Source organism: Acetobacter sp. AN02, from assembly GCF_029759835.1.
GTDB lineage: Bacteria > Pseudomonadota > Alphaproteobacteria > Acetobacterales > Acetobacteraceae > Acetobacter.
This window is the reverse complement of sequence record NZ_JAJJND010000009.1, coordinates 1-18103: the sequence shown is the minus strand read 5'-3', so window position 1 is coordinate 18103 and position 18103 is coordinate 1. Positions and strand designations below refer to the sequence as shown.

The window sequence follows — 18103 nt, the reverse complement described above, 5'->3', positions numbered from 1 at the left end:
CGGGTCTATGGCTTCCGCTGCCGAACAACTGGCTTCCAGTATGAATTTCGGAGCCTTCGCAAAAGCGACGGAACTGAAGAAACGTATCTGGTTCACGCTGGGGGCACTGATCATCTACCGGCTTGGAACCTACATCCCGGTTCCGGGCGTGGATGCAAAGGCGATGGGCCTCCTGATGGCTCAGCATCGCGGTGGTATTCTGGGCATGTTCGATATGTTCTCAGGCGGTGCGCTCGGACGTATGACCGTCTTCGCCCTGAACATCATGCCGTATATCTCGGCCTCCATCATCGTACAGCTGATGTCGACGGCAATCCCCTCTCTCGAGTCGCTCAAGAAAGAAGGCGAGCAGGGCCGTAAGCGGCTCAATCAGTACACACGCTATCTGACGGTCGCGATCGCTCTCTTTCAGGCTTACGGAATCGCCGTCGGTCTGCAGCATATGGGCACGGGCACCACATCCGCAGTGATCGATCCAGGGATGTTCTTCGTCGTCTCCTGCGTGATCACTCTGGTCGGCGGAACGATGTTCCTGATGTGGCTCGGGGAGCAGATCACCTCCCGCGGAGTCGGTAACGGAATCTCGCTCATCATCTTCGCAGGTATCGTAGCGAACCTGCCGCATGCACTCGCCTCGCTGCTCCAGCTTGGCTACACGGGTGCGCTGTCCCCGGTCTTCGTCGTGGGCTTCCTGCTTCTCGCTGCGGTGACGATCGTCTTCATCGTCTTCATGGAACAGGCACAGCGCCGCGTGGTGATCCAGTATCCCAAGCGTCAGATGGGTCAGCGCATGTTCGGCGGAGAAGCCACGCATATGCCGCTCAAGGTGAATACGGCCGGTGTGATCCCGCCGATCTTCGCATCGTCGGTGCTGCTGATCCCGGTCACGATCGCAGGCTTCATGAACGGCAAGAACATGCCGGGATGGCTCTCCTCACTCGGAGAATCCCTGGGGCAGGGACATCCGCTCTACATGCTGTTCTATGCGGCAATGATCCTGTTCTTCTCCTACTTCTACGCAGCAGTGACGTTTAATCCGGAAGAAACAGCCGATAACCTCAGAAAACAGGGCGGCTTTATCCCGGGCGTGCGTCCCGGTGCCGCAACGGCAACCTATTTCGACCGGATCCTCACACGTCTGACAACAATCGGTGCGCTGTATCTCGTGGCGGTCTGCCTGCTTCCGCAGATTCTCATCAGCCACTACAACGTGCCGTTCTATTTCGGCGGGACAAGTCTGATCATTATCGTCTCAGTAACGATCGATACGGTCACACAGATTCAGTCCCATCTGGTCGCGCATCAGTATCAGGGCCTTATCGGCCGCAACCGGACGCGTGGCAGCACGGGTAATCGGAGAATGGTGCGTCGATGAATATTATTTTCCTTGGCCCCCCGGGGGCCGGAAAAGGCACGCAGGCAAAGCGCCTGGAGCAGCAGTACGGGATCGTGCAGATCTCAACCGGTGATATGCTCCGCGCTGAGGTCGCTGCGGGAACGCAGATCGGGCTGGAAGCAAAAGGCCTCATGGAAGCCGGGAAGCTCATCCCGGACTCCGTCATCGTGGCCATGCTCGAATCCCGCATCGCGAAGCCGGATTGCGCGAAGGGATTCATCCTCGACGGATTCCCCCGCACGGTCGCTCAGGCCGAAGCTCTGGATGCCATGCTCACGAGGACAGACAGTCGCATAGACACTGTTCTCGTTCTGGAAGTGGATGAGGAGGTTCTGGCTGACAGGATCTCAGGCCGCTTCTCATGCAAAAGCTGCGGCGCAAGCTACCACGACAGCTTCCGCCCGACACAGAAGGACGGCGTCTGCGATATCTGCGGAGGACACGACTTCATCCGCAGGCCGGATGATAACCGTGAGACCGTGATGAAACGTCTTGATGCCTATAATGCCGAGACGAAGCCCCTGCTGCCCTACTACGAAAGCAAAGGCCTTATCTCCGTCATTGATGGCATGGCACCGATTGAGGAAGTCAGTTCTCAGATCGATGCCGTTATGGATGGAATAACGAAACTCACGAAGAAGTGATAGTTTCAGATTGACTCTCGCGGGGGCGTGGTTTATTGCGCGCCCTCTGAATGACGCGCCGCGCAGAGCGGCTGCAGTAAATATCACGCCCTCTGGCAGGGCGTATGAGGAGTGAGTGGCGTGGCGCGTATTGCCGGCGTGAACATCCCGACCAATAAGCGGGTCGTTATTGGTCTTCAGTATATCTACGGAATCGGTGCCACCAAGGCGCACGAGATCTGCACGAAGCTGTCCATCCCTGAAGCCCGTCGCGTGAACGAGCTCAGCGACGACGAAGTGATGAAGATCCGTGAGGCGATCGATAACGACTACCGGGTTGAAGGTGATCTGCGCCGCGAGACGGCCATGAACATCAAGCGCCTGATGGACCTCGGCTGCTACCGCGGCCTGCGTCATCGTCGCGGCCTGCCGGTGCGTGGCCAGCGGACGCATACCAACGCACGCACACGTAAAGGTAAGGCCGTCGCGATCGCCGGTAAGAAAAAGGCGACCCGTTAAGGCAGGCTGTTCCGGAGATCATCCGGAACTGATGCAGTCAATCAATTCCGGACGGCCCCCGGTCGTCCCCGGGCGGTCATGCGCCGTCCCGGAGTTCAGTTAAGACAGGACGAAAAGCATGGCGAAGGCCGCCACACCGCGTATCCGTAAGAAAGAGCGCAAGAACATCATCTCCGGCGTGGCGCACGTGCTGTCCACGTTCAACAACACCATGATCACCATCTCGGACGCCCAGGGCAACGCGATCGCATGGTCCTCTGCCGGCGCGCAGGGCTTCAAGGGCTCACGTAAGTCCACGCCGTATGCCGCCCAGGTCGCAGCCGAGGACGCAGGACGCAAGGCCCGCGAGCACGGTATGGAAACGCTTGAGATCGAAGTCTCCGGCCCCGGTTCGGGGCGCGAGAGCGCCCTGCGCGCCCTGCAGGCCGTCGGCTTCTCCATCAGCTCCATCCGTGATCTGACGCCGGTGCCGCACAACGGATGCCGCCCGCGCAAGCGTCGTCGCGTCTGATCTGATCGGATCTGCGGGGCATATCAGTGCCCCGCCTTTCTTTCTGCCGCTGCTTCGGTTCAGCCGGAGTTCCGCCGCCGTACCCCGGTGGTTCCTGTTTTTGAAAGGCCGCCCCCTTGGTTCTCCAGAAAAACTGGCAGTCCCTGATCAAGCCGGAGAAGCTGGAAGTGGAGTCCGGCGCGTCCCGTTCGCATGTCGCAACGGTTGTTGCCGAGCCGCTCGAGCGCGGTTTCGGCATGACGCTCGGTAACGCCCTTCGCCGCGTCCTGCTGTCCTCGCTTCAGGGTGCCGCGATCACAGCCATCCAGATCGACGGCGTCCTGCACGAGTTCTCATCGGTTCCCGGCGTGCGTGAGGACGTCACGGACATCGTGCTGAACATCAAGCAGCTTGCCCTCGCCATGCACGGCGAAGGTCCGAAGCGGATGGTGCTGACAGCCACAGGCCCCGGCGAAGTCAGAGCCGGGCAGATCGAGACCGGACACGGTGTCGAGATCATGAACCCCGATCTCGTGATCTGCACGCTCGATGACGGCGTGAAGCTCGGCATGGAACTGACCGTCAACACGGGCAAGGGCTACGTCCCGGCCGCCGCCAACCGTCCGGAAGACGCACCGATCGGCCTGATCCCGGTCGACGCGATCTACTCCCCGGTCAAGCGCGTGTCCTACAAGGTCGAGCCGACCCGCGTCGGACAGGTCACGGACTATGACAAGCTTCTGCTGACGGTCGAGACGAACGGCACGGTCACGCCGGAAGACGCGGTCGCGCTTGCGGCCCGCATCCTGCAGGACCAGCTCCAGCTCTTCATCAACTTTGACGAGCCGCGTCCGGTCCAGCAGGAAGAGCCGGAAGACGATCTGCCATTCAACCGTAACCTTCTGCGTAAGGTGGACGAGCTGGAACTCTCCGTGCGTTCCGCAAACTGCCTGAAGAACGACAACATCATCTATATCGGCGATCTGGTACAGAAGACCGAGCAGGAGATGCTGCGTACGCCGAATTTCGGGCGCAAGTCCCTCAACGAGATCAAGGAGGTTCTCACCTCCATGGGTCTCTCCCTTGGTATGAACATTCCGGCCTGGCCGCCGGAGAACATCGAGGATCTCGCGAAGCGGCTCGACGAGTCCTTCTGATCCGATAAGTCAGGAAACAGTATCATGCGTCACGGTGTTGCCGGCCGGAAGCTCGGCGTAACCTCCACTCATCGCGCTGCCATGTTCCGCAACATGGCCGTCGCCCTGATCAAGCACGAGCAGATCACCACGACCCTGCCCAAGGCGAAGGAACTTCGCCCGGTGGTCGAGAAACTGATCACACTCGGCAAGCGCGGCGATCTTCACGCCCGCCGCCAGGCCTATGCACAGCTGCGTGACGACACGATCGTCTCCAAGCTGTTCTCGGCCGTGGCTGAGCGCTACAAAAGCCGCACCGGCGGATATACCCGCGTGCTCAAGGCGGGAATGCGCTACGGCGACGCAGCAGACATGGCCGTCATCGAGCTCGTTGACCGGGACGTATCTGCAAAAGGCCAGGACAGCGGTCCAAAGCCGGCTGCAGCCAAAGAGAACAGCCTCGCAGCCTGAACAGGCTTGTGATGCGACAAAAAAGCGGCCTCCGGGCCGCTTTTTTTATGGCATTCCAACATCCCCGAAGCAGTCCGCCAGCCCGGAATTCAGAGCTGGATCGGCGTGACAACCCGGATCACCAGAAGGCAGAGAAAATCATGGCAGACATCGCACCGGAAGAAGGTATCGGCCGACTGCAGGACGGCGCCGGATGGGACAGCGATCATCCGGTCATCGCAATCCTGCGCGATATCGCAGCCGACAGACCCATCCTTCCGATCCTTGTGGCTCTGGCCGGAGGGATTGCAGGACTCAGACTCATCACGCGTAAAAAGAGATAAAATCCGTTCATGACAGAATGGCAACTTCCGGCGTGCTGCGGTGTTGGATGCGACAGACGTTTTTGAGGGATCAGGAGACGTATCATGCTGAAACTTGCTCTGTTTTTTCTCGTCATATCCATCGTTGCCGGCATCTTCGGCTTCGGCGGAATCTCCAGTGCCGCAGCGGGAATGGCAAAAATCCTGTTCTTCATTGCCATCGTCGTGTTTGTGGTCCTGCTCGTGCTCGCCCTTGTTGCCGGCGGAGCCGTAGCAGGGAAATGATGCACCAGGGGCGGGACAGAATCGTAAGTCCCGCCCCTTTTCGCCTGTCACCCGTAAGACAAGATATGTTTCGTCACACCGGCGGTCGCCGATTTGCCATGAATCAGTGTATTATGGACGCGTGACACATACTGACCCTGAACGGAAAGGACAGGTTATGACGTATCAATGGCTGCATCGCCGTGCTCTCCCGGGCGCAGCTCTGGCGGCTGCGATGCTGATGGCTGCCGCACCGGCACACGCACATCACGGCGGATGGGGCCCCGGCCCCGGGCCCCGCTGGGGCGGCGGAGGATATTACCACCATCGGGGGCGCACGGGCGCCGTCGTCGGTGGCCTCCTCGGCGGCCTCGCTCTGGGCGTCGTCGCAGGTTCGGCCATGTCCGGCCCGCGCGTCATGGCTCCGCCGGTGTATGCCGCGCCGCCGCCGCCGCCGCCGCCGCCGGTCTTCGTCCGGCCCGTGCCGCCGCCACCCGTGATGATGTATGTCGCGCCAAGCTATGGCTATGGTTATGGCCCGCCACCTCCGGCCTATTACGGATACGGCTGGTAAGGCCGTATCCGCCGGATTTTCACAGGGCCTTCGCTGCCGCCTCAACCGCGGCAGCATGCTCCGCCGGTTTCACCTTGCGCCAGACCTGCTTTATGAGCCCGTCCGCGCCGACAAGGAATGAACTGCGCTCCATCCCGAAATACGTCTTGCCATACATGGATTTTTCCACCCAGACGCCATACTGATCCGCCAGAGCATGCTCCGGATCGCTGGCCAGCGGAAACTCCAGACCGAACTTGTCCGCAAATTTGTCAATGGCCGGAACACCATCCGGACTGACACCGATCACCGTCAGATCAAGCGACTTCAGAGCAGGCAGAGCCTCCTGAATCCCGCAGGCCTGCGTCGTGCAGCCCGGCGTATCAGCCTTGGGATAGAAATAGAGCAGATAAGGCGCCCCCTTCAGTTCAGCGGAAGAAACCGTCCGCCCGCGACTCGCCTTCATGGTAAAATCCGGAGCCCTGTCACCAGGCCGGATGTCGGGATGCTGTGCTGTATCCGTCACAGGATATCTCCTCTCTAAAAAACCATCGACAGACCGTAGCACGGAAATTACCCGGATTTCCCGCCCACAGGCCCGATCAGCCGCACAAACCGCGCGCGCACATCCTCCGCCAGAAGCGCAAGCCGGTGCTCCAGATCCTCCGAAGACGCAGCGCCTGCGTCCCGCAGCAGAATATCCCAGGTCAGAGGCGGCAGAGCCTCGCCCAGATTCTCCGGCGGCGTCTGACCGCACAGAATCCGCAGCAGACTCTGCAGCCCGCGCCAGACCTCATCCGCCGCCACCAGTGCCTCGGCATCCTCCTGAGACAGAAAACCCGCCCGCGCCAGACGAACCAGAGCCCCCGCCGTCCCCGTCGCACGCACCTCAGGTACCGCAGCCACAAGCTGCAGCGTCTGGGCAATGAACTCCACCTCCATCAGACCACCATCCCGGCGCTTGATGTCCCACGGTCCCGAGGGCGGAAGATCACGCGCGAGGCGGGAACGCATCGCCGCCGCATCCGCCAGAACACGCGCCGGAAGAACAGCCTCGCCCGTGGCAGGATCATGCCCCGGACCATCAAGAATCGCAGACAGGTCACGCGTCAGAACCGCACGGAACCGCGCCGGACCGGACACCACACGCGCCCGCGTCAGAGCCATCCGCTCCCAGGTCCAGGCCGAACCGGAGTGATAGCGCAGAAAGGCAGAACGCGAGACCGCAACAGGTCCCGCAGCCCCCGAAGGACGCAGACGCATATCCACCGGATAAAGCGGCCCCTCCGCATCCGGCGCCGTCAGAGCCCCCACCAGAGAATGCGCCAGACGCCCGTAATACTGTCCCGGAGCCAGCGCCCGCCCGCCGTCACTCAGAACCGGCTCGCCGTCAGCCCCCTCCGGCTGATCGAAAATCATCATCAGATCCAGATCGGACCCGGCCATCATCTCGCGCGATCCGGCCTTACCCAGAACCACAACCGCCATCCCCCCGCCGGGAAGACGGCCATGCCGCCGCCGGTGCTCCCGCGTGACCATCCGGAACAGAACGGTAATCACCGCATCCGCCAGAGCCGTCCGCTCCCGCGCCGCAGTGTCCTCATCCATCCGCTGCTCCAGCCGCGCCACGGACAGCCGGAATTCCTCCGCCCGGACCATCGGCCGCAGACGATGCAGCAGAGTCTCCGTGTCCTGAGCCTCCAGAGCCAGCCGCCGGACCCGCTCGGCCAGAGACCGCAGACGCCCGGCGGGCGGCACCGTGTCGTCCTCCATCGTCTCCTGAAGCAGCCCCTCCAGAGCAGAGGGAGACTCAGCCAGATGCGCCGCCAGCAGCGGAGACGCCTCGAAAATATCCGCAATCCGGCCGATCAGAAGCGGATTACGCTGCAGAAGCGACAGAACCTGCACTCCCGCCCGCTGACGCGTCAGCAGCGTGTCAAACCGCATCAGACAGGACAGCGGATCACGCCGCCGCGCAAAGGTGGAAATCAGCTCAGGGATCAGCGTCGTCAGAAGATCACGCGCCCGCTCGGACCGCAGCGCAAGATGCGCGGACCCCGCCCAGCCGCGCAGAATCTCCGCCGCCTGAACCGCATCCTTCTCCGGAAATCCCGCCGCCGTCAGCCGCACGTCCAGATCCGGCGCCGTCACATCCGCCGCCTCATCCCCGCCGGCCTCCTCGGGCAGCGTGAAATGACGCTCGAAAATCCGCCGCACGGCCCGCATATGCGGTAAAAGCTCCAGCGCGAAATCCGCCCCGGCCTTCTCCGCCGACACACCGGGAATCTGCGCGCCCGCCCGGTCATACTCCCGGCCATAACCCAGAAAGATCCCCAGAGCGTTCAGACCCTCATCCGTCTCCGGCAGAAGATGCGTCTGCTGATCCGTCCGCATCTGAATCCGATGCTCAACCTCGCGCAGCAGACGATAGCTCCGGGCCAGCTCCTCCGCCTCATCCGCCGGAATATGCCCCGACCGCACCAGAACCCGCAGCGCGCCAAGCGTGGTCCGGTCCCGCAGCGCCGGATGCCGCCCGGCCCATATCAGCTGCATCGCCTGGGCAATGAACTCGATCTCGCGAATCCCGCCACCGCCAAGCTTCACATTCTGCCCGCGCAGCCAGTGCAGCGCCCGGGCCGGGTCCGTCAGATCACGATCGGCAATCCGCGCGACATCCCGCCCGCCCGTGCCGCGATGATGATCAATCCTGCGCTTCATGCCGTGAATGTCATCGATCAGCGCGAAATCGAGATTCTTGCGCCAGATGAACGGATGAATCGCGCGAAGGAAACGACGGCCCAGCGGAATGTCCCCCGCCACGGGCCGCGCCTTGGTCATCGCCGCCCGCTCCCAGGTCTGCCCGAACGCCTCATAATAGCTGATCGCCGCATGAACCGAGACCGCCAGAGGCGTCGCGGACGGGTCCGGCCGCAGCCGCAGATCCGTGCGGAACACATAGCCATCCGCATCCCGGGCTTCCATCAGCCGCACCAGGTCGCTAGTCATGCGGGTGAACACTGTCCTTATTTCGTCAGAATGCCGGTGTACGTCCGGATCAAACAGGACCACCAGATCAATATCCGAGGAGAAGTTCAGTTCCCGTGCCCCGAGTTTCCCCATGGCAAGAACGACATAGCCGCTGCGCCGCGCCGGATGCCCCGGATCAGACAGCGTCAGCCTGCGCGTCACATGCGCAGTATGCAGAAGATGCCTGACACTCACATCAAGCGCGGTCTCCGCCAGAGCCGACAGCGTCTGGGTCACGAACTCCAGATCACGGAAATGCCCGGCCTCGGCCAGAGCACAGGCCAGAGCCACGTGCTGCTTGGCCACGCGCAGCCGGTGCATCACGACATCCCGCGGACTGTCCGGCGGAACCGCCGCAAGCGCTTCCAGCGTCTGCCGGGTCGCCTGCTCGGGATCACCCGCCACAAGGGTCGCGAAAAAACCGGGATTGCCACGGATCAGGTCAGACAGATAAGGACTGTTGCCACCGGCACAGGCAATCATGCGGCGCACGGCAGGAAGAACCGGCAGCTCCGGAGGGAGATCATGCGCGGCCCACAGCGCCTCAACATCCTCCGCCAGCATCGCCGCCATCCGGGGATCAGCCGCCTCGGGCCAGTCTGCCTCGGGCCAGACATGCTGCCGCGCTCCCCGGCCGCGCAGCCCCCGGGACGGCGGAGGAACGGCCTCAGTTACGCCTTCAGGCACGCCCCCGGAATCGAAACGGGTCTGTGGAAGGGACATGCGCTTCTCCGGCAACGGTCTTTTGCAGGGATGCGGGCATGAACGTGACCGGTCAAGACCTCCCCGGACAGGAAACACGGAAAAAACCCCGCCGCGTCCTCCGGATCACAGGCTTTCTGTGCGCCATGACGGTCGGCGTCCCGGTCCTCGCCGCAGGCAGCGTGCTTTTTGCCGTCTGGCTCGGCCCCGTCAGCCTGATGCCGGTGCTCAGACCGTTCCTCCCCCTGGTCATCGTGAAGAATCCCGATGGCGGACCTGCCCGCGGCCGGCTCGATATCGGCGGCGCGGAACTGCGCTGGGCCGGGCTGAGCGACGGATTCCACGCCCCCGTCAGACTGACCCTGCACGACATACGCCTGCTGGCCGCAGACGGAACAGTCACCAGCCACTTGGACCAGGGCAGCATCACCCTCAGCTCCGTGCCACTGCTCTCCGGAAAGATCGAACCCCGATACCTCTCCCTCTCCGGCGGCGATATCGCCCTGATCAGACAGACGGACGGCACGATCGCCCCCGATCTCGGAGACGACCGGGAGGAACACGGCAAGGACAGCGGCCCCGATATCAGCCTCGAAGCCCTGCGGCACCTCGATATCAGCCGGACCCGGGTCGTCCTGCATGACAGGCGCAAACGCGCGGATTTCGCCGCAGATCAGATCACCGTCAGCCTCTCCTCCGTCACGTCAGGACATATACGCGGCCTGACCGGCCACGCGGAGACCGACCTGTCAGCCCGCGCTGCAGATCGCAGGGGGGGTGGAAAAAATACACAGAAAAACAAGACGTCTTTCACAACCCGCCTCACCGCCAGCGGCGCGCTCGCCCCCGACGGACTTCCCGCATGGGTCATGACACTCGGCCCGGTCTCCCCCGCCGGACTTGCAGACATCTTCCCGCAGACGGCAGACTATGCAGTGCCGCTCACACTGACAGGAAAACTGGATTTTACAGCGGGTAATAATCTTTTAAACCCGGGTGAAAATCCCGCCTGGGCCCTTCCATACCGGGCAGACCTCCGGCTCACCGCAGGCGAAGGGCATGTCCGTGCCGCGGGCTCGGACTTCCACCCGCAAAGCGCTCAGGCCCGCCTGATCCTCACACGTCTCGATGCGGAAGGCGGCAACGGTGCGTATCCCGTCAGTGCAGAACTGCAGACTCTCACACTCAACCTCCTGCCTCCGGATGCCGGACAGAACACGTCGCAGACAGAATTCATAAATGACGGAAAATCAGGCCTGACCGTACAGGCCGATGCACGCGCGGACTGCACCGATCTTCTGAAATCCGATGCTTGCTCGGGGCAGTTTCACGCCTCGATCCCGAATGTCGATTTCTCCGCGCTGGCACAGTGGTGGCCGGAAAAAGTCGCAAAAGGCGCCCGTAAATGGGTCACGCAGAACATCACCTCCGGAACCGGCAGCAATATGAACGCCACTGTCGGATTCGGTCTGCATCCTGACGGCAGCGGTATGGATATACTCAGCCTTTCCGGCAGAATGGATGCGAAAAAACTTGAAATAAACTGGCTCCGTCCGATCTCGCCCATGCACGACGTGGATGCGCATCTGGAATTCCCGGACCTGAAATCCATGCATATCCTCGTCGATCACGGCTATCAGCTGACCGGCCCGGATCATAAGGGACGCGTGGATAACGGCCCCGGGGAAATCACCATCTCCGGTCTGGACAAAAAAGATCAGGTTGCAAAAGTCTCCCTCACACTCACGGGAGATATGAAGGATCATCTGCAGCTTCTGGCAGAGCCGCGCCTGCATATCCTGTCGCGTCATCCGTTTCCCTTCAGTAATCCGTCAGGAAAAGGCCTCGTAAAACTCACGCTCACCATCCCTCTGGAGAAGAATGTCACGACGGATGACATGACGCTCGACGGAAATGCGCATTTCACAAAAGCACATCTCGGAAACGTGGTGATGGGGAAATCCGTCCGGGATGCCACTATCGGCCTGCACGCGACGATGCAGGGTCTGGACCTGACCGGAAAAGGCTTCCTCGATAAATATCCTCTCTCCGTAAAGGGAAAGATGGATTTTCGCATGGGCGGTCCGCCCCATGTGGTCGAGGACGTGCAGGCACGCATAACCCTTACGCCCGATCTCGTTCCCGAAGCCGCCGCGCAGAGATTCACCGGAAAAGCCCTGCTCAGCGCGCATTATACCGGAATGAGCAATGATTTCTCAGCCGCAGATCTGACTCTGGACCTGAAAGACGCGGATGTCCGCATCCCGCTGTGGCACAAGCCGGTGGAAACGGAAGCCAGAGCCGGAGCCAGAATCGAGCTTCAAAAAGGAAAACTGGTTTCCGTTCCGAGAGTTTATGCAACGGGGCCGGGAATATCCGTGGAAGGAAAAGCCCGCGTCACACCCGGGCAGGCCTCCGAACTCGACATCCCCGATTTCCGCGTGGGCCGCTCATCAGGACACGCCCTTTTGGTGGTGCCGCAGTCGGACACAGGCCCGGTCAGCGTCGCGGTGTACGCGCAGGTGCTCGACCTCTCTCCCCTGTTCGAGAAAAGTGACGATAAGGAAACGAAAAACGAGGCATCCTCAAAGATAACCGTCCCCCAGGCCGCAAGCGGCCGCGTGCACGGAGATCCCTCCCGGCCGTGGCATATCGAGGTCAATGCGGCAACGCTGTATTATGGCGCAGAACGAAAACTCGGAGGCGTACACGCCTTCCTCCGGCATGACGGCCGCAGGATCCGCTCGATGGATCTCAGTCTCGTCAGCCCCGTCGCCAGCGTCGCACGGATTCTGCCTGACGGTGACAAAAGACGTCTGCATGTCATGGTTTCCGACATCGGCCATCTCGCACAGGCAACCGGAGCCATGGAGAACATCGCCGGAGGCCGCCTCGTCCTCGCCGGAGAGTTCGACGATACAAAACCCGCCGCTCCGTTCTCAGGCCGCCTGACGATCACCCCCTTCGTCCTCAGAAAAGGGCCCTCCGCACTGATCATGGCGCGCAACCTGTCCATCTATGGCTGGCTGAATGCCGCACAGGACCGGGATTTCAGAATCAGCAGATTCGACCTGCCCGTCTCATATAACGACGGCATACTGAAAATCATCGACGGCCGCGCAGGCAACGGCGCTCTGGGGGCGACAATCGAAGGGCCCGTGAATCTGGACAAAAACACACTTGATCTCGACGGCACGGTCGTGCCGGTATTTGCAGTCAACCAGCTGCCCGGAATGCTGCCGGGGATCGGCAGTCTCTTCGCTCCGGAGAAAGGCGGGGGTCTGCTGGCCATGAAGTTCCATGTGCGCGGCGCGCTGGGTAGCCCTGACTTTTCCGTCAGCCCGATGACGATTTTCCTGCCGGGCGTACTGCGTGAGGTTTTCTGATCTGTGATATGAAAGGCGGAGCGCCCGGTGCGGTCCCGCTGTCCGGCGGACCGGAAGCCGGGTTTTCAGGAGCGAAGAGATGAACAGCGAAGAACGTGATCTGATCTCTAAATTCGTTGCAAGGGTCGGCGGAGCGCCCCAGGGTGGATTTGGCAGCGTGCCCTCCACCACGCAGACCCTGCCGCCGGTCGATCCGGAGGCCGATCAGTTTATTGCTGAGAATTTCCGGAAATATCCGGAAGCACGCTATCGGATCACGCAGATGGCCGTGGTGCAGGAAGCTGGCCTGGTGGCGGCACAGAACCAGATCCGCCAGCTCCAGTATCAGCTGCAGCAGGCCCAGCAGACCATCAGCCAGCTTCAGCAGCAGCGCTCCGCAGGCAGCAGCGGCGGCTTCCTGGGCGGTCTTTTCGGCGGAGGCGGTCGTGCACAGCCGCAGCAGCAGGCCGCCCCCCCGCCGGGCTGGGGCGGGCAGCAGGGCTATGCCCCGCCGCCGCAGATGCAGCCGATGCCCTATGGTATGCAGCCCGGCATGTTCCGCCAGGGTGGATCGGGCTTTCTCGGCTCCGCCCTGACGACGGCAGCCGGTGTGGCCGGCGGCATGATGGCTGCCAATGCGCTGGAAGGGCTGTTCAGCGGTCATCACGGCGGAGCAGGCGGCGATGGCGGCTGGGGCGCGGCTCCGTCGGAAACCGTCATCAACAACAATTACGGCTCGGCCGCACCGGATCCGTTCGCAGGCAGTGGCACCACGGCGGACCAGAATTTCAATGCCGATACGTTCGGCAATGTGGATAATTCAGGATTCGATAACGGTGGTTTTGACTCCGGTGGCTTTGATGGCGGCGGAGACTGGGGCGGCGGAGACGACCAGAGCTTCTGATCCGGGCCGGAACACCCGCTCTCCCGGTATGTGGAGAGCGGGTGTCTGATCTGTCATATTTGTGATATTGCGAAGCGTTCTCATTTGTGGTTTAAGAGACTCATACCACCTGCGGATGAGGCTCTGCATGTTTATCTGTTCCTGTAATGCACTGACTGACAAAGACGTCCATCAGGCTATTGCAGACGGCGCAACCCGGATGCAGCAGATATATGAGGCCAGAAAATGCCAGGCCCGCTGCGGCAACTGCGTACCGGGCGTCCTGTGCCTTCTGAAAAAAGCACTCCAGGAAAAGAAGGCCGCAGCAGCAACGGCCCCCGTGCCCGTTCCGACCGGTCTGCTGGTCCGGACTGATCCGGCGGTGCATGTCGCCGCCTGAGGAAAGACCGGCTCCGCGGGGGCGAGGCGTCATAAAACTATAACACGGCTTCCTGATCGCACTGCTCTAGAGAGAGCGCAGTGTTTGTCTTCAGGAAATTTTAATCTCATGTCCAATACCACGGCAGATGCGGAGCTCCCCCGGCGGCCGGATATGAACGGGGGCAGTCACCCCGCATACAGGCTGTTTTTCCTCGGTATCATCCTCGCGGCTCTGGCCTTCGTCGGATACAGCGTGATCGGAGACGTTCACGCCGCAGGCGGACAGAATGTCGCCATCGGTGCGTTCGTTCTGCTTGGAATCGCGCTTCTGATCGCGCTCGGCTTCGAATTCGTCAACGGCTTTCACGATACCGCCAATGCCGTGGCAACGGTGATCTACACTAACAGCCTGCCACCGCTTGTGGCCGTTATCTGGTCCGGTATGTGGAACCTGTTCGGGGTTCTGGCTTCATCCGGTGCCGTGGCCTACAGCATCGTCTCACTGCTGCCGGTGGAACTGATCCTGCAGATCGGCGGCGGTGCCGGTCATGCGATGATCTTTGCACTCCTGCTTGCAGCCATTATCTGGAACCTCGCAACCTGGGCAATGGGAATTCCGAATTCCTCCTCCCATGCGCTGATCGGCTCGATTCTCGGGGTCGGACTGGCAAACCAGCTGCTCTCATCGCATGGTGTGGCAACACAGGGTGTGGACTGGGCCCAGGTGACGAAGGTGTTCAGAGCCCTGCTGTTCAGCCCGATCTGCGGCTTCGTCCTCTCCGCCGTGCTGCTGCTCCTGATGAAAACACTCATACGCAACAGGGCGCTTTACGAAGCCCCGCAGGGAGATAAGCCGCCGCCGCTGTGGATCCGCGGGCTTCTGGTCACGACCTGCACCGGTGTTTCGTTTTTTCACGGAAGTAATGACGGGCAGAAAGGAATGGGCCTGATCATGCTGATCCTGATCGGAGCTGCTCCCACAGCCTACGCCCTCAACCGCGCGATGCCCGACAGCATGACACCAGGCTTTGTACAGTCTGCGAATATCGCATCAGACACTTTCCGGACACATGCAGGTTCCACGCCGCTCCCGAGCGTGGAAAAGGCGCGGCATATCGTCAGTGACGCATTGCGTGACCGCAGGGTCGAAGGGGATGCAGTATACGGTGCCCTTTCCGTTCTCTCCCGTGATGTCAGCAGCATGGTTGAGAATTACGGCTCCATTCACGCCGTGCCTTCCGCAACCGTGGCAAACGTTCGCACGGATATGTATCTGACCTCCGACGCCATCCGCACGATGGTCAGACCATCAGAAACCTTTTCTGTAAATGAGTTCAAGGGACTGAAGGTTTTCATGGAGGACCTGAACAGGGGAACGCGATTCATCCCCATCTGGGTCAAGGTGGCGGTCGCCATTGCTCTGGGGCTGGGCACGATGGTCGGCTGGAAACGCATTGTCATTACGGTGGGTGAGAAGATCGGCAAGACACATCTGACCTATGCCCAGGGTGCGGCCGCAGAGATCGTGGCAATGGGCACAATCGGTCTGGCAGAGGGCTATGGTATGCCGGTTTCCACAACCCATATTCTCTCCGGAGGCGTGGCAGGAACGATGGCCGCCAACGGATCAGGCCTGCAGTGGTCCACGTTGCGGATGATGGCTCTGGCCTGGGTGATCACGCTGCCGGCCGCGATGATCATCAGCGGCGCACTCTATATCCTGCTCCGGCAGGTCTTCTGAAACAGGCAGACAGGATCAGAGTCCTGTCATGGCAACAACCTGTTCAGGCGATATATACCAGGGGGAGATACCGGCCGGAGCTTCCGGTGAGGACGGACCTGTCACGATATCATAATGCAGGTCCAGCATGGCCGCGAGGCGACGATAGCACCAGTTCATCAGCCGGTCGGGCATCAGTTCAATAACCCGGGTGCCCGGTTTTGCAAAAATCAGTCCGGTCAGCCCCGCGCCATGAGGGGCGACAATCATATCCGCATTTGCGAAAAGACCGGCCTGAACATCCAGTGGCACCCCGCTCAGTGTAGTGGCAACAAATCCTTTCTGCTTCAGCTGAAATACGAGTTCAGCCTCGTTGCGTAACGGACGGGAAGGACTGTCGCTGCGCGAAATATAAAGACGCCGGGGATAGGTATGCTGAGGAAGCCGGGAGTCATGCGGAGCAAGGCTGCTGAGGAGAGTCAGAGCCTGCGGAAGGAAGTATCCTGTTTCCGCAACATTCCAGGGAAGAATCAGCCGGTCGGGTCTGAAGGATGCGGCGGAGCTAACGGAAAGAATTTCCGGCAGCGGATGATCCCATGCGCCCCATACAGCGGTGATGGCCCGTTCCATAAGCGTGGAAAAAGCCGCAGGGATATCTGCAGGGATCAGTATACCTCTGATCGATCGGATATCCTTTTCCTTCAGCAGGGCAAGCCGCCCCGCATTCATCAGCGCGAAATGAAACAGGTTGTTGCATCCGCCGAGAAGCAGGGACAGCCAGCAGCCGGGAAGCGGCCTTCCGGCAGGAAGGCTGACACGGAATCCCTCGACCGTGATCTGATCATCCGGATGCCGGTGATCAAGCGTGTCGGTCAGAATCTGACCGCCGGACAGCATCACGACACCGCAGCGTGTGGCGATCGTCGCATCGGTGAAAGTGAAGAGATGCGCCAGTGCACCATTCGGATCAGGCGGTGGCATATCCTGTATCCCGGCAGCCTGCAGAGCGGAGCGGGAGACAGGACTCAGAGAGACTTGCGGAGGCATCACGATCGGAAATGTCCGATGTTCGGTAATGGCTTTTACAGGCAGTTCGCTGATCCGGGTGGCCGGACCGGTGCGGCGGGAATTCATGGATGTATGAAACTTCCGGTTGTTATGATGGCATGAAGGTAGCACGAGGAGAGAATGTCGTCACAGTCCGTCTCTGTTCTCATATCCCGCGTTCGGGACAGCTACAGTTCCGCACATGCACCCTGTCCGGGATCTGCCCGGACAGGCCGTTTTGTGTCCGGCGCGCGGGAGTGCGTGCCTGTTCTGAGAGGAAGACTGACTGAATGAACCGCTCGACGCTGCCAGATGATCTGGTGCCGGTTGCTGCGCGGACGGTAAGGCTGCGTAACTCGCATTCCGTCAGCGTGCCGCTGTTTCCGCCCTGTCTGCATCCGAAGGCAAGTGCGGATATCCTTGATTATTCCGTGGACTGGAGTCTCAGATTTCGCGGAACCGGGGACCGGATCACGACGGTGACGGCGAAGGTGCCTTCCGCGACCGGCACATCGACGGATCTCACCGTTATGTGGAGCGGTGTATACTGTGATCTGACATCGGTATTCATGCTGGCCAGCGGCCCGCCGCTGACGGCTCAGAACGTGCTTGTGGAGATTGCGACGGAGCAGGGGCGTAAGGACTCCGTGCTGCTGAGCATTCGCGTTACCGACGCGACACCGGGAACGCCGCCACCCTCCGGGACGGTGACGCTTCCGTCTGACACCACGTCCAATGGCGGAGTTGCCATGACAGCCATGGATACTCTGACAGCGCCTCTGTCCAGCAACGGGGGAGTGATCATGACCTCGGATGATCTGGCACTTCCGTCCGGAACGGTCAGTAACGGCGGTGTCGTGATGGAAACCGCTGCATCCTGACTGTCCCTGAGTCGGGTGACGGTGTAGAACGGGCGGGTCTTTTTCTGAGCAGGTGTCGGCGCATGGGTGCGTTCCGTAATAATTCCGTTCTGACGTCCGGACGCATTATCCGCGTGATGTTTATCCTGATCGGGCTTGCCTGCATCGGATTCGCGCTCGAATTCGTCGTCCGGCTGCCTGATACGATGCCAGGACCGGCAATGGGGGCTCTGGGGATGCTGATACTCGGGGCGATCCTTGTTCTGGGTGGACTCTGGATTGGCCTTTAGCAGCCTGTCGGGTTGGGCATTTTGCGGATCATAGGGCTGAGGCTGACCTGTCTTATGCTGCGTGAAGCCGTGCC

18 protein-coding genes are annotated in these 18103 nt (G+C 61.1%); 15 read left to right on the top strand and 3 right to left on the bottom strand.

Translation table 11 applies throughout. The features are described from left to right. The first annotated feature begins 7 nt into the window (after nucleotides 1–7). The 9 genes from secY to LOC54_RS02020 all read left to right on the top strand — a co-directional run bounded on the left by secY (nucleotide 8) and on the right by LOC54_RS02020 (nucleotide 5775). Nucleotides 8–1375 carry a preprotein translocase subunit SecY gene (secY, locus tag LOC54_RS02060; protein ID WP_279312159.1) on the top strand — a complete coding sequence of 456 codons (1368 nt, stop codon included), beginning with the start codon at nucleotides 8–10 and terminating at the stop codon, nucleotides 1373–1375. Continuing rightward, a complete protein-coding gene (locus tag LOC54_RS02055; RefSeq protein WP_279312158.1) occupies nucleotides 1372–2040 on the top strand; it encodes an adenylate kinase in 669 nt (222 codons plus the stop codon). The genes secY and LOC54_RS02055 overlap by 4 nt, the downstream gene beginning before the upstream one ends. Before the next feature lie 120 nt (nucleotides 2041–2160). After that, a complete protein-coding gene (gene rpsM, locus LOC54_RS02050) occupies nucleotides 2161–2538 on the top strand; it encodes a 30S ribosomal protein S13 (RefSeq protein ID WP_279312189.1) in 378 nt (125 codons plus the stop codon). A gap of 118 nt (nucleotides 2539–2656) precedes the next feature. Next, entirely contained in the window at nucleotides 2657–3049 is a 393-nt protein-coding gene (gene rpsK, locus LOC54_RS02045; RefSeq protein WP_279312157.1) for a 30S ribosomal protein S11, read from the top strand. A gap of 116 nt (nucleotides 3050–3165) precedes the next feature. After that, the gene (locus LOC54_RS02040) at nucleotides 3166–4185 is read left to right on the top strand and encodes a DNA-directed RNA polymerase subunit alpha (protein ID WP_279312156.1); all 1020 of its coding nucleotides are present in this window, start codon (nucleotides 3166–3168) and stop codon (nucleotides 4183–4185) included. 24 nt (nucleotides 4186–4209) lie between these two features. After that, entirely contained in the window at nucleotides 4210–4635 is a 426-nt protein-coding gene (rplQ, locus tag LOC54_RS02035; protein WP_279312155.1) for a 50S ribosomal protein L17, read from the top strand. A 140-nt stretch (nucleotides 4636–4775) separates the two neighbouring features. Continuing rightward, complete coding sequence (locus LOC54_RS02030; RefSeq protein ID WP_279312154.1) at nucleotides 4776–4958, top strand: hypothetical protein; 183 nt, start codon at nucleotides 4776–4778, stop codon at nucleotides 4956–4958. A gap of 84 nt (nucleotides 4959–5042) precedes the next feature. Continuing rightward, the gene (locus LOC54_RS02025; protein WP_279312153.1) at nucleotides 5043–5222 is read left to right on the top strand and encodes a DUF1328 domain-containing protein; all 180 of its coding nucleotides are present in this window, start codon (nucleotides 5043–5045) and stop codon (nucleotides 5220–5222) included. A 157-nt stretch (nucleotides 5223–5379) separates the two neighbouring features. Next, a complete protein-coding gene (locus LOC54_RS02020; protein WP_408740276.1) occupies nucleotides 5380–5775 on the top strand; it encodes a hypothetical protein in 396 nt (131 codons plus the stop codon). A 19-nt stretch (nucleotides 5776–5794) separates the two neighbouring features. Here LOC54_RS02020 and bcp read toward each other — a convergent pair whose 3' ends face one another. Together bcp and LOC54_RS02010 are read right to left on the bottom strand one after the other, a co-directional pair. Then, nucleotides 5795–6280 (bottom strand): thioredoxin-dependent thiol peroxidase, encoded by a 486-nt coding sequence (gene bcp / locus LOC54_RS02015; protein ID WP_279312152.1) that lies wholly within the window; start codon nucleotides 6278–6280, stop codon nucleotides 5795–5797. A 47-nt stretch (nucleotides 6281–6327) separates the two neighbouring features. Beyond that, the gene (locus tag LOC54_RS02010) at nucleotides 6328–9504 is read right to left on the bottom strand and encodes a bifunctional [glutamine synthetase] adenylyltransferase/[glutamine synthetase]-adenylyl-L-tyrosine phosphorylase (protein ID WP_279312151.1); all 3177 of its coding nucleotides are present in this window, start codon (nucleotides 9502–9504) and stop codon (nucleotides 6328–6330) included. 38 nt (nucleotides 9505–9542) lie between these two features. Here LOC54_RS02010 and LOC54_RS02005 point away from each other — a divergent pair, with 38 nt between their 5' ends. The 4 genes from LOC54_RS02005 to LOC54_RS01990 all read left to right on the top strand — a co-directional run bounded on the left by LOC54_RS02005 (nucleotide 9543) and on the right by LOC54_RS01990 (nucleotide 15853). Beyond that, nucleotides 9543–12869: an AsmA-like C-terminal region-containing protein gene (locus tag LOC54_RS02005; RefSeq protein WP_279312150.1), complete on the top strand. Its 3327-nt coding sequence runs from the start codon at nucleotides 9543–9545 to the stop codon at nucleotides 12867–12869. Nucleotides 12870–12948: 79 nt separating this feature from the next. Continuing rightward, complete coding sequence (locus LOC54_RS02000; RefSeq protein WP_279312149.1) at nucleotides 12949–13752, top strand: DUF2076 domain-containing protein; 804 nt, start codon at nucleotides 12949–12951, stop codon at nucleotides 13750–13752. A gap of 127 nt (nucleotides 13753–13879) precedes the next feature. Then, the gene (locus LOC54_RS01995; RefSeq protein ID WP_279312148.1) at nucleotides 13880–14131 is read left to right on the top strand and encodes a bacterioferritin-associated ferredoxin; all 252 of its coding nucleotides are present in this window, start codon (nucleotides 13880–13882) and stop codon (nucleotides 14129–14131) included. Nucleotides 14132–14239: 108 nt separating this feature from the next. Then, nucleotides 14240–15853 (top strand): inorganic phosphate transporter, encoded by a 1614-nt coding sequence (locus tag LOC54_RS01990; protein ID WP_279312147.1) that lies wholly within the window; start codon nucleotides 14240–14242, stop codon nucleotides 15851–15853. 15 nt (nucleotides 15854–15868) lie between these two features. On the opposite strand, the gene LOC54_RS01985 is transcribed toward LOC54_RS01990, so the two are convergent. Then, nucleotides 15869–16966 carry a glycosyltransferase family 61 protein gene (locus tag LOC54_RS01985; protein ID WP_279312146.1) on the bottom strand — a complete coding sequence of 366 codons (1098 nt, stop codon included), beginning with the start codon at nucleotides 16964–16966 and terminating at the stop codon, nucleotides 15869–15871. Nucleotides 16967–17169: 203 nt separating this feature from the next. Between LOC54_RS01985 and LOC54_RS01980 the strand changes: the two genes are divergently transcribed. Further along, nucleotides 17170–17760, top strand: a complete 591-nt coding sequence (locus LOC54_RS01980) for a hypothetical protein (protein WP_279312145.1) — start codon at nucleotides 17170–17172, stop codon at nucleotides 17758–17760. A 62-nt stretch (nucleotides 17761–17822) separates the two neighbouring features. Further along, on the top strand, nucleotides 17823–18029 hold the full coding sequence (locus tag LOC54_RS01975; RefSeq protein WP_279312144.1) for a hypothetical protein: 207 nt from the start codon (nucleotides 17823–17825) through the stop codon (nucleotides 18027–18029). The last annotated feature ends 74 nt before the right edge of the window (nucleotides 18030–18103 follow it).

Excerpts from the sequence above, each read along its gene's own strand:
- secY (WP_279312159.1), top strand. The coding sequence starts at position 8 with ATGGCTTCCGCTGCCGAACAACTGGCTTCCAGTATGAATTTCGGAGCC.
- LOC54_RS02055 (WP_279312158.1), top strand. The coding sequence starts at position 1,372 with ATGAATATTATTTTCCTTGGCCCCCCGGGGGCCGGAAAAGGCACGCAG.
- rpsK (WP_279312157.1), top strand. The coding sequence starts at position 2,657 with ATGGCGAAGGCCGCCACACCGCGTATCCGTAAGAAAGAGCGCAAGAAC.
- rplQ (WP_279312155.1), top strand. The coding sequence starts at position 4,210 with ATGCGTCACGGTGTTGCCGGCCGGAAGCTCGGCGTAACCTCCACTCAT.
- LOC54_RS02030 (WP_279312154.1), top strand. The coding sequence starts at position 4,776 with ATGGCAGACATCGCACCGGAAGAAGGTATCGGCCGACTGCAGGACGGC.
- LOC54_RS02025 (WP_279312153.1), top strand. The coding sequence starts at position 5,043 with ATGCTGAAACTTGCTCTGTTTTTTCTCGTCATATCCATCGTTGCCGGC.
- LOC54_RS02020 (WP_408740276.1), top strand. The coding sequence starts at position 5,380 with ATGACGTATCAATGGCTGCATCGCCGTGCTCTCCCGGGCGCAGCTCTG.
- LOC54_RS02010 (WP_279312151.1), bottom strand. The coding sequence starts at position 9,504 with ATGTCCCTTCCACAGACCCGTTTCGATTCCGGGGGCGTGCCTGAAGGC.
- LOC54_RS02005 (WP_279312150.1), top strand. The coding sequence starts at position 9,543 with ATGAACGTGACCGGTCAAGACCTCCCCGGACAGGAAACACGGAAAAAA.
- LOC54_RS02000 (WP_279312149.1), top strand. The coding sequence starts at position 12,949 with ATGAACAGCGAAGAACGTGATCTGATCTCTAAATTCGTTGCAAGGGTC.
- LOC54_RS01995 (WP_279312148.1), top strand. The coding sequence starts at position 13,880 with ATGTTTATCTGTTCCTGTAATGCACTGACTGACAAAGACGTCCATCAG.
- LOC54_RS01990 (WP_279312147.1), top strand. The coding sequence starts at position 14,240 with ATGTCCAATACCACGGCAGATGCGGAGCTCCCCCGGCGGCCGGATATG.
- LOC54_RS01985 (WP_279312146.1), bottom strand. The coding sequence starts at position 16,966 with ATGAATTCCCGCCGCACCGGTCCGGCCACCCGGATCAGCGAACTGCCT.
- LOC54_RS01980 (WP_279312145.1), top strand. The coding sequence starts at position 17,170 with ATGAACCGCTCGACGCTGCCAGATGATCTGGTGCCGGTTGCTGCGCGG.
- LOC54_RS01975 (WP_279312144.1), top strand. The coding sequence starts at position 17,823 with ATGGGTGCGTTCCGTAATAATTCCGTTCTGACGTCCGGACGCATTATC.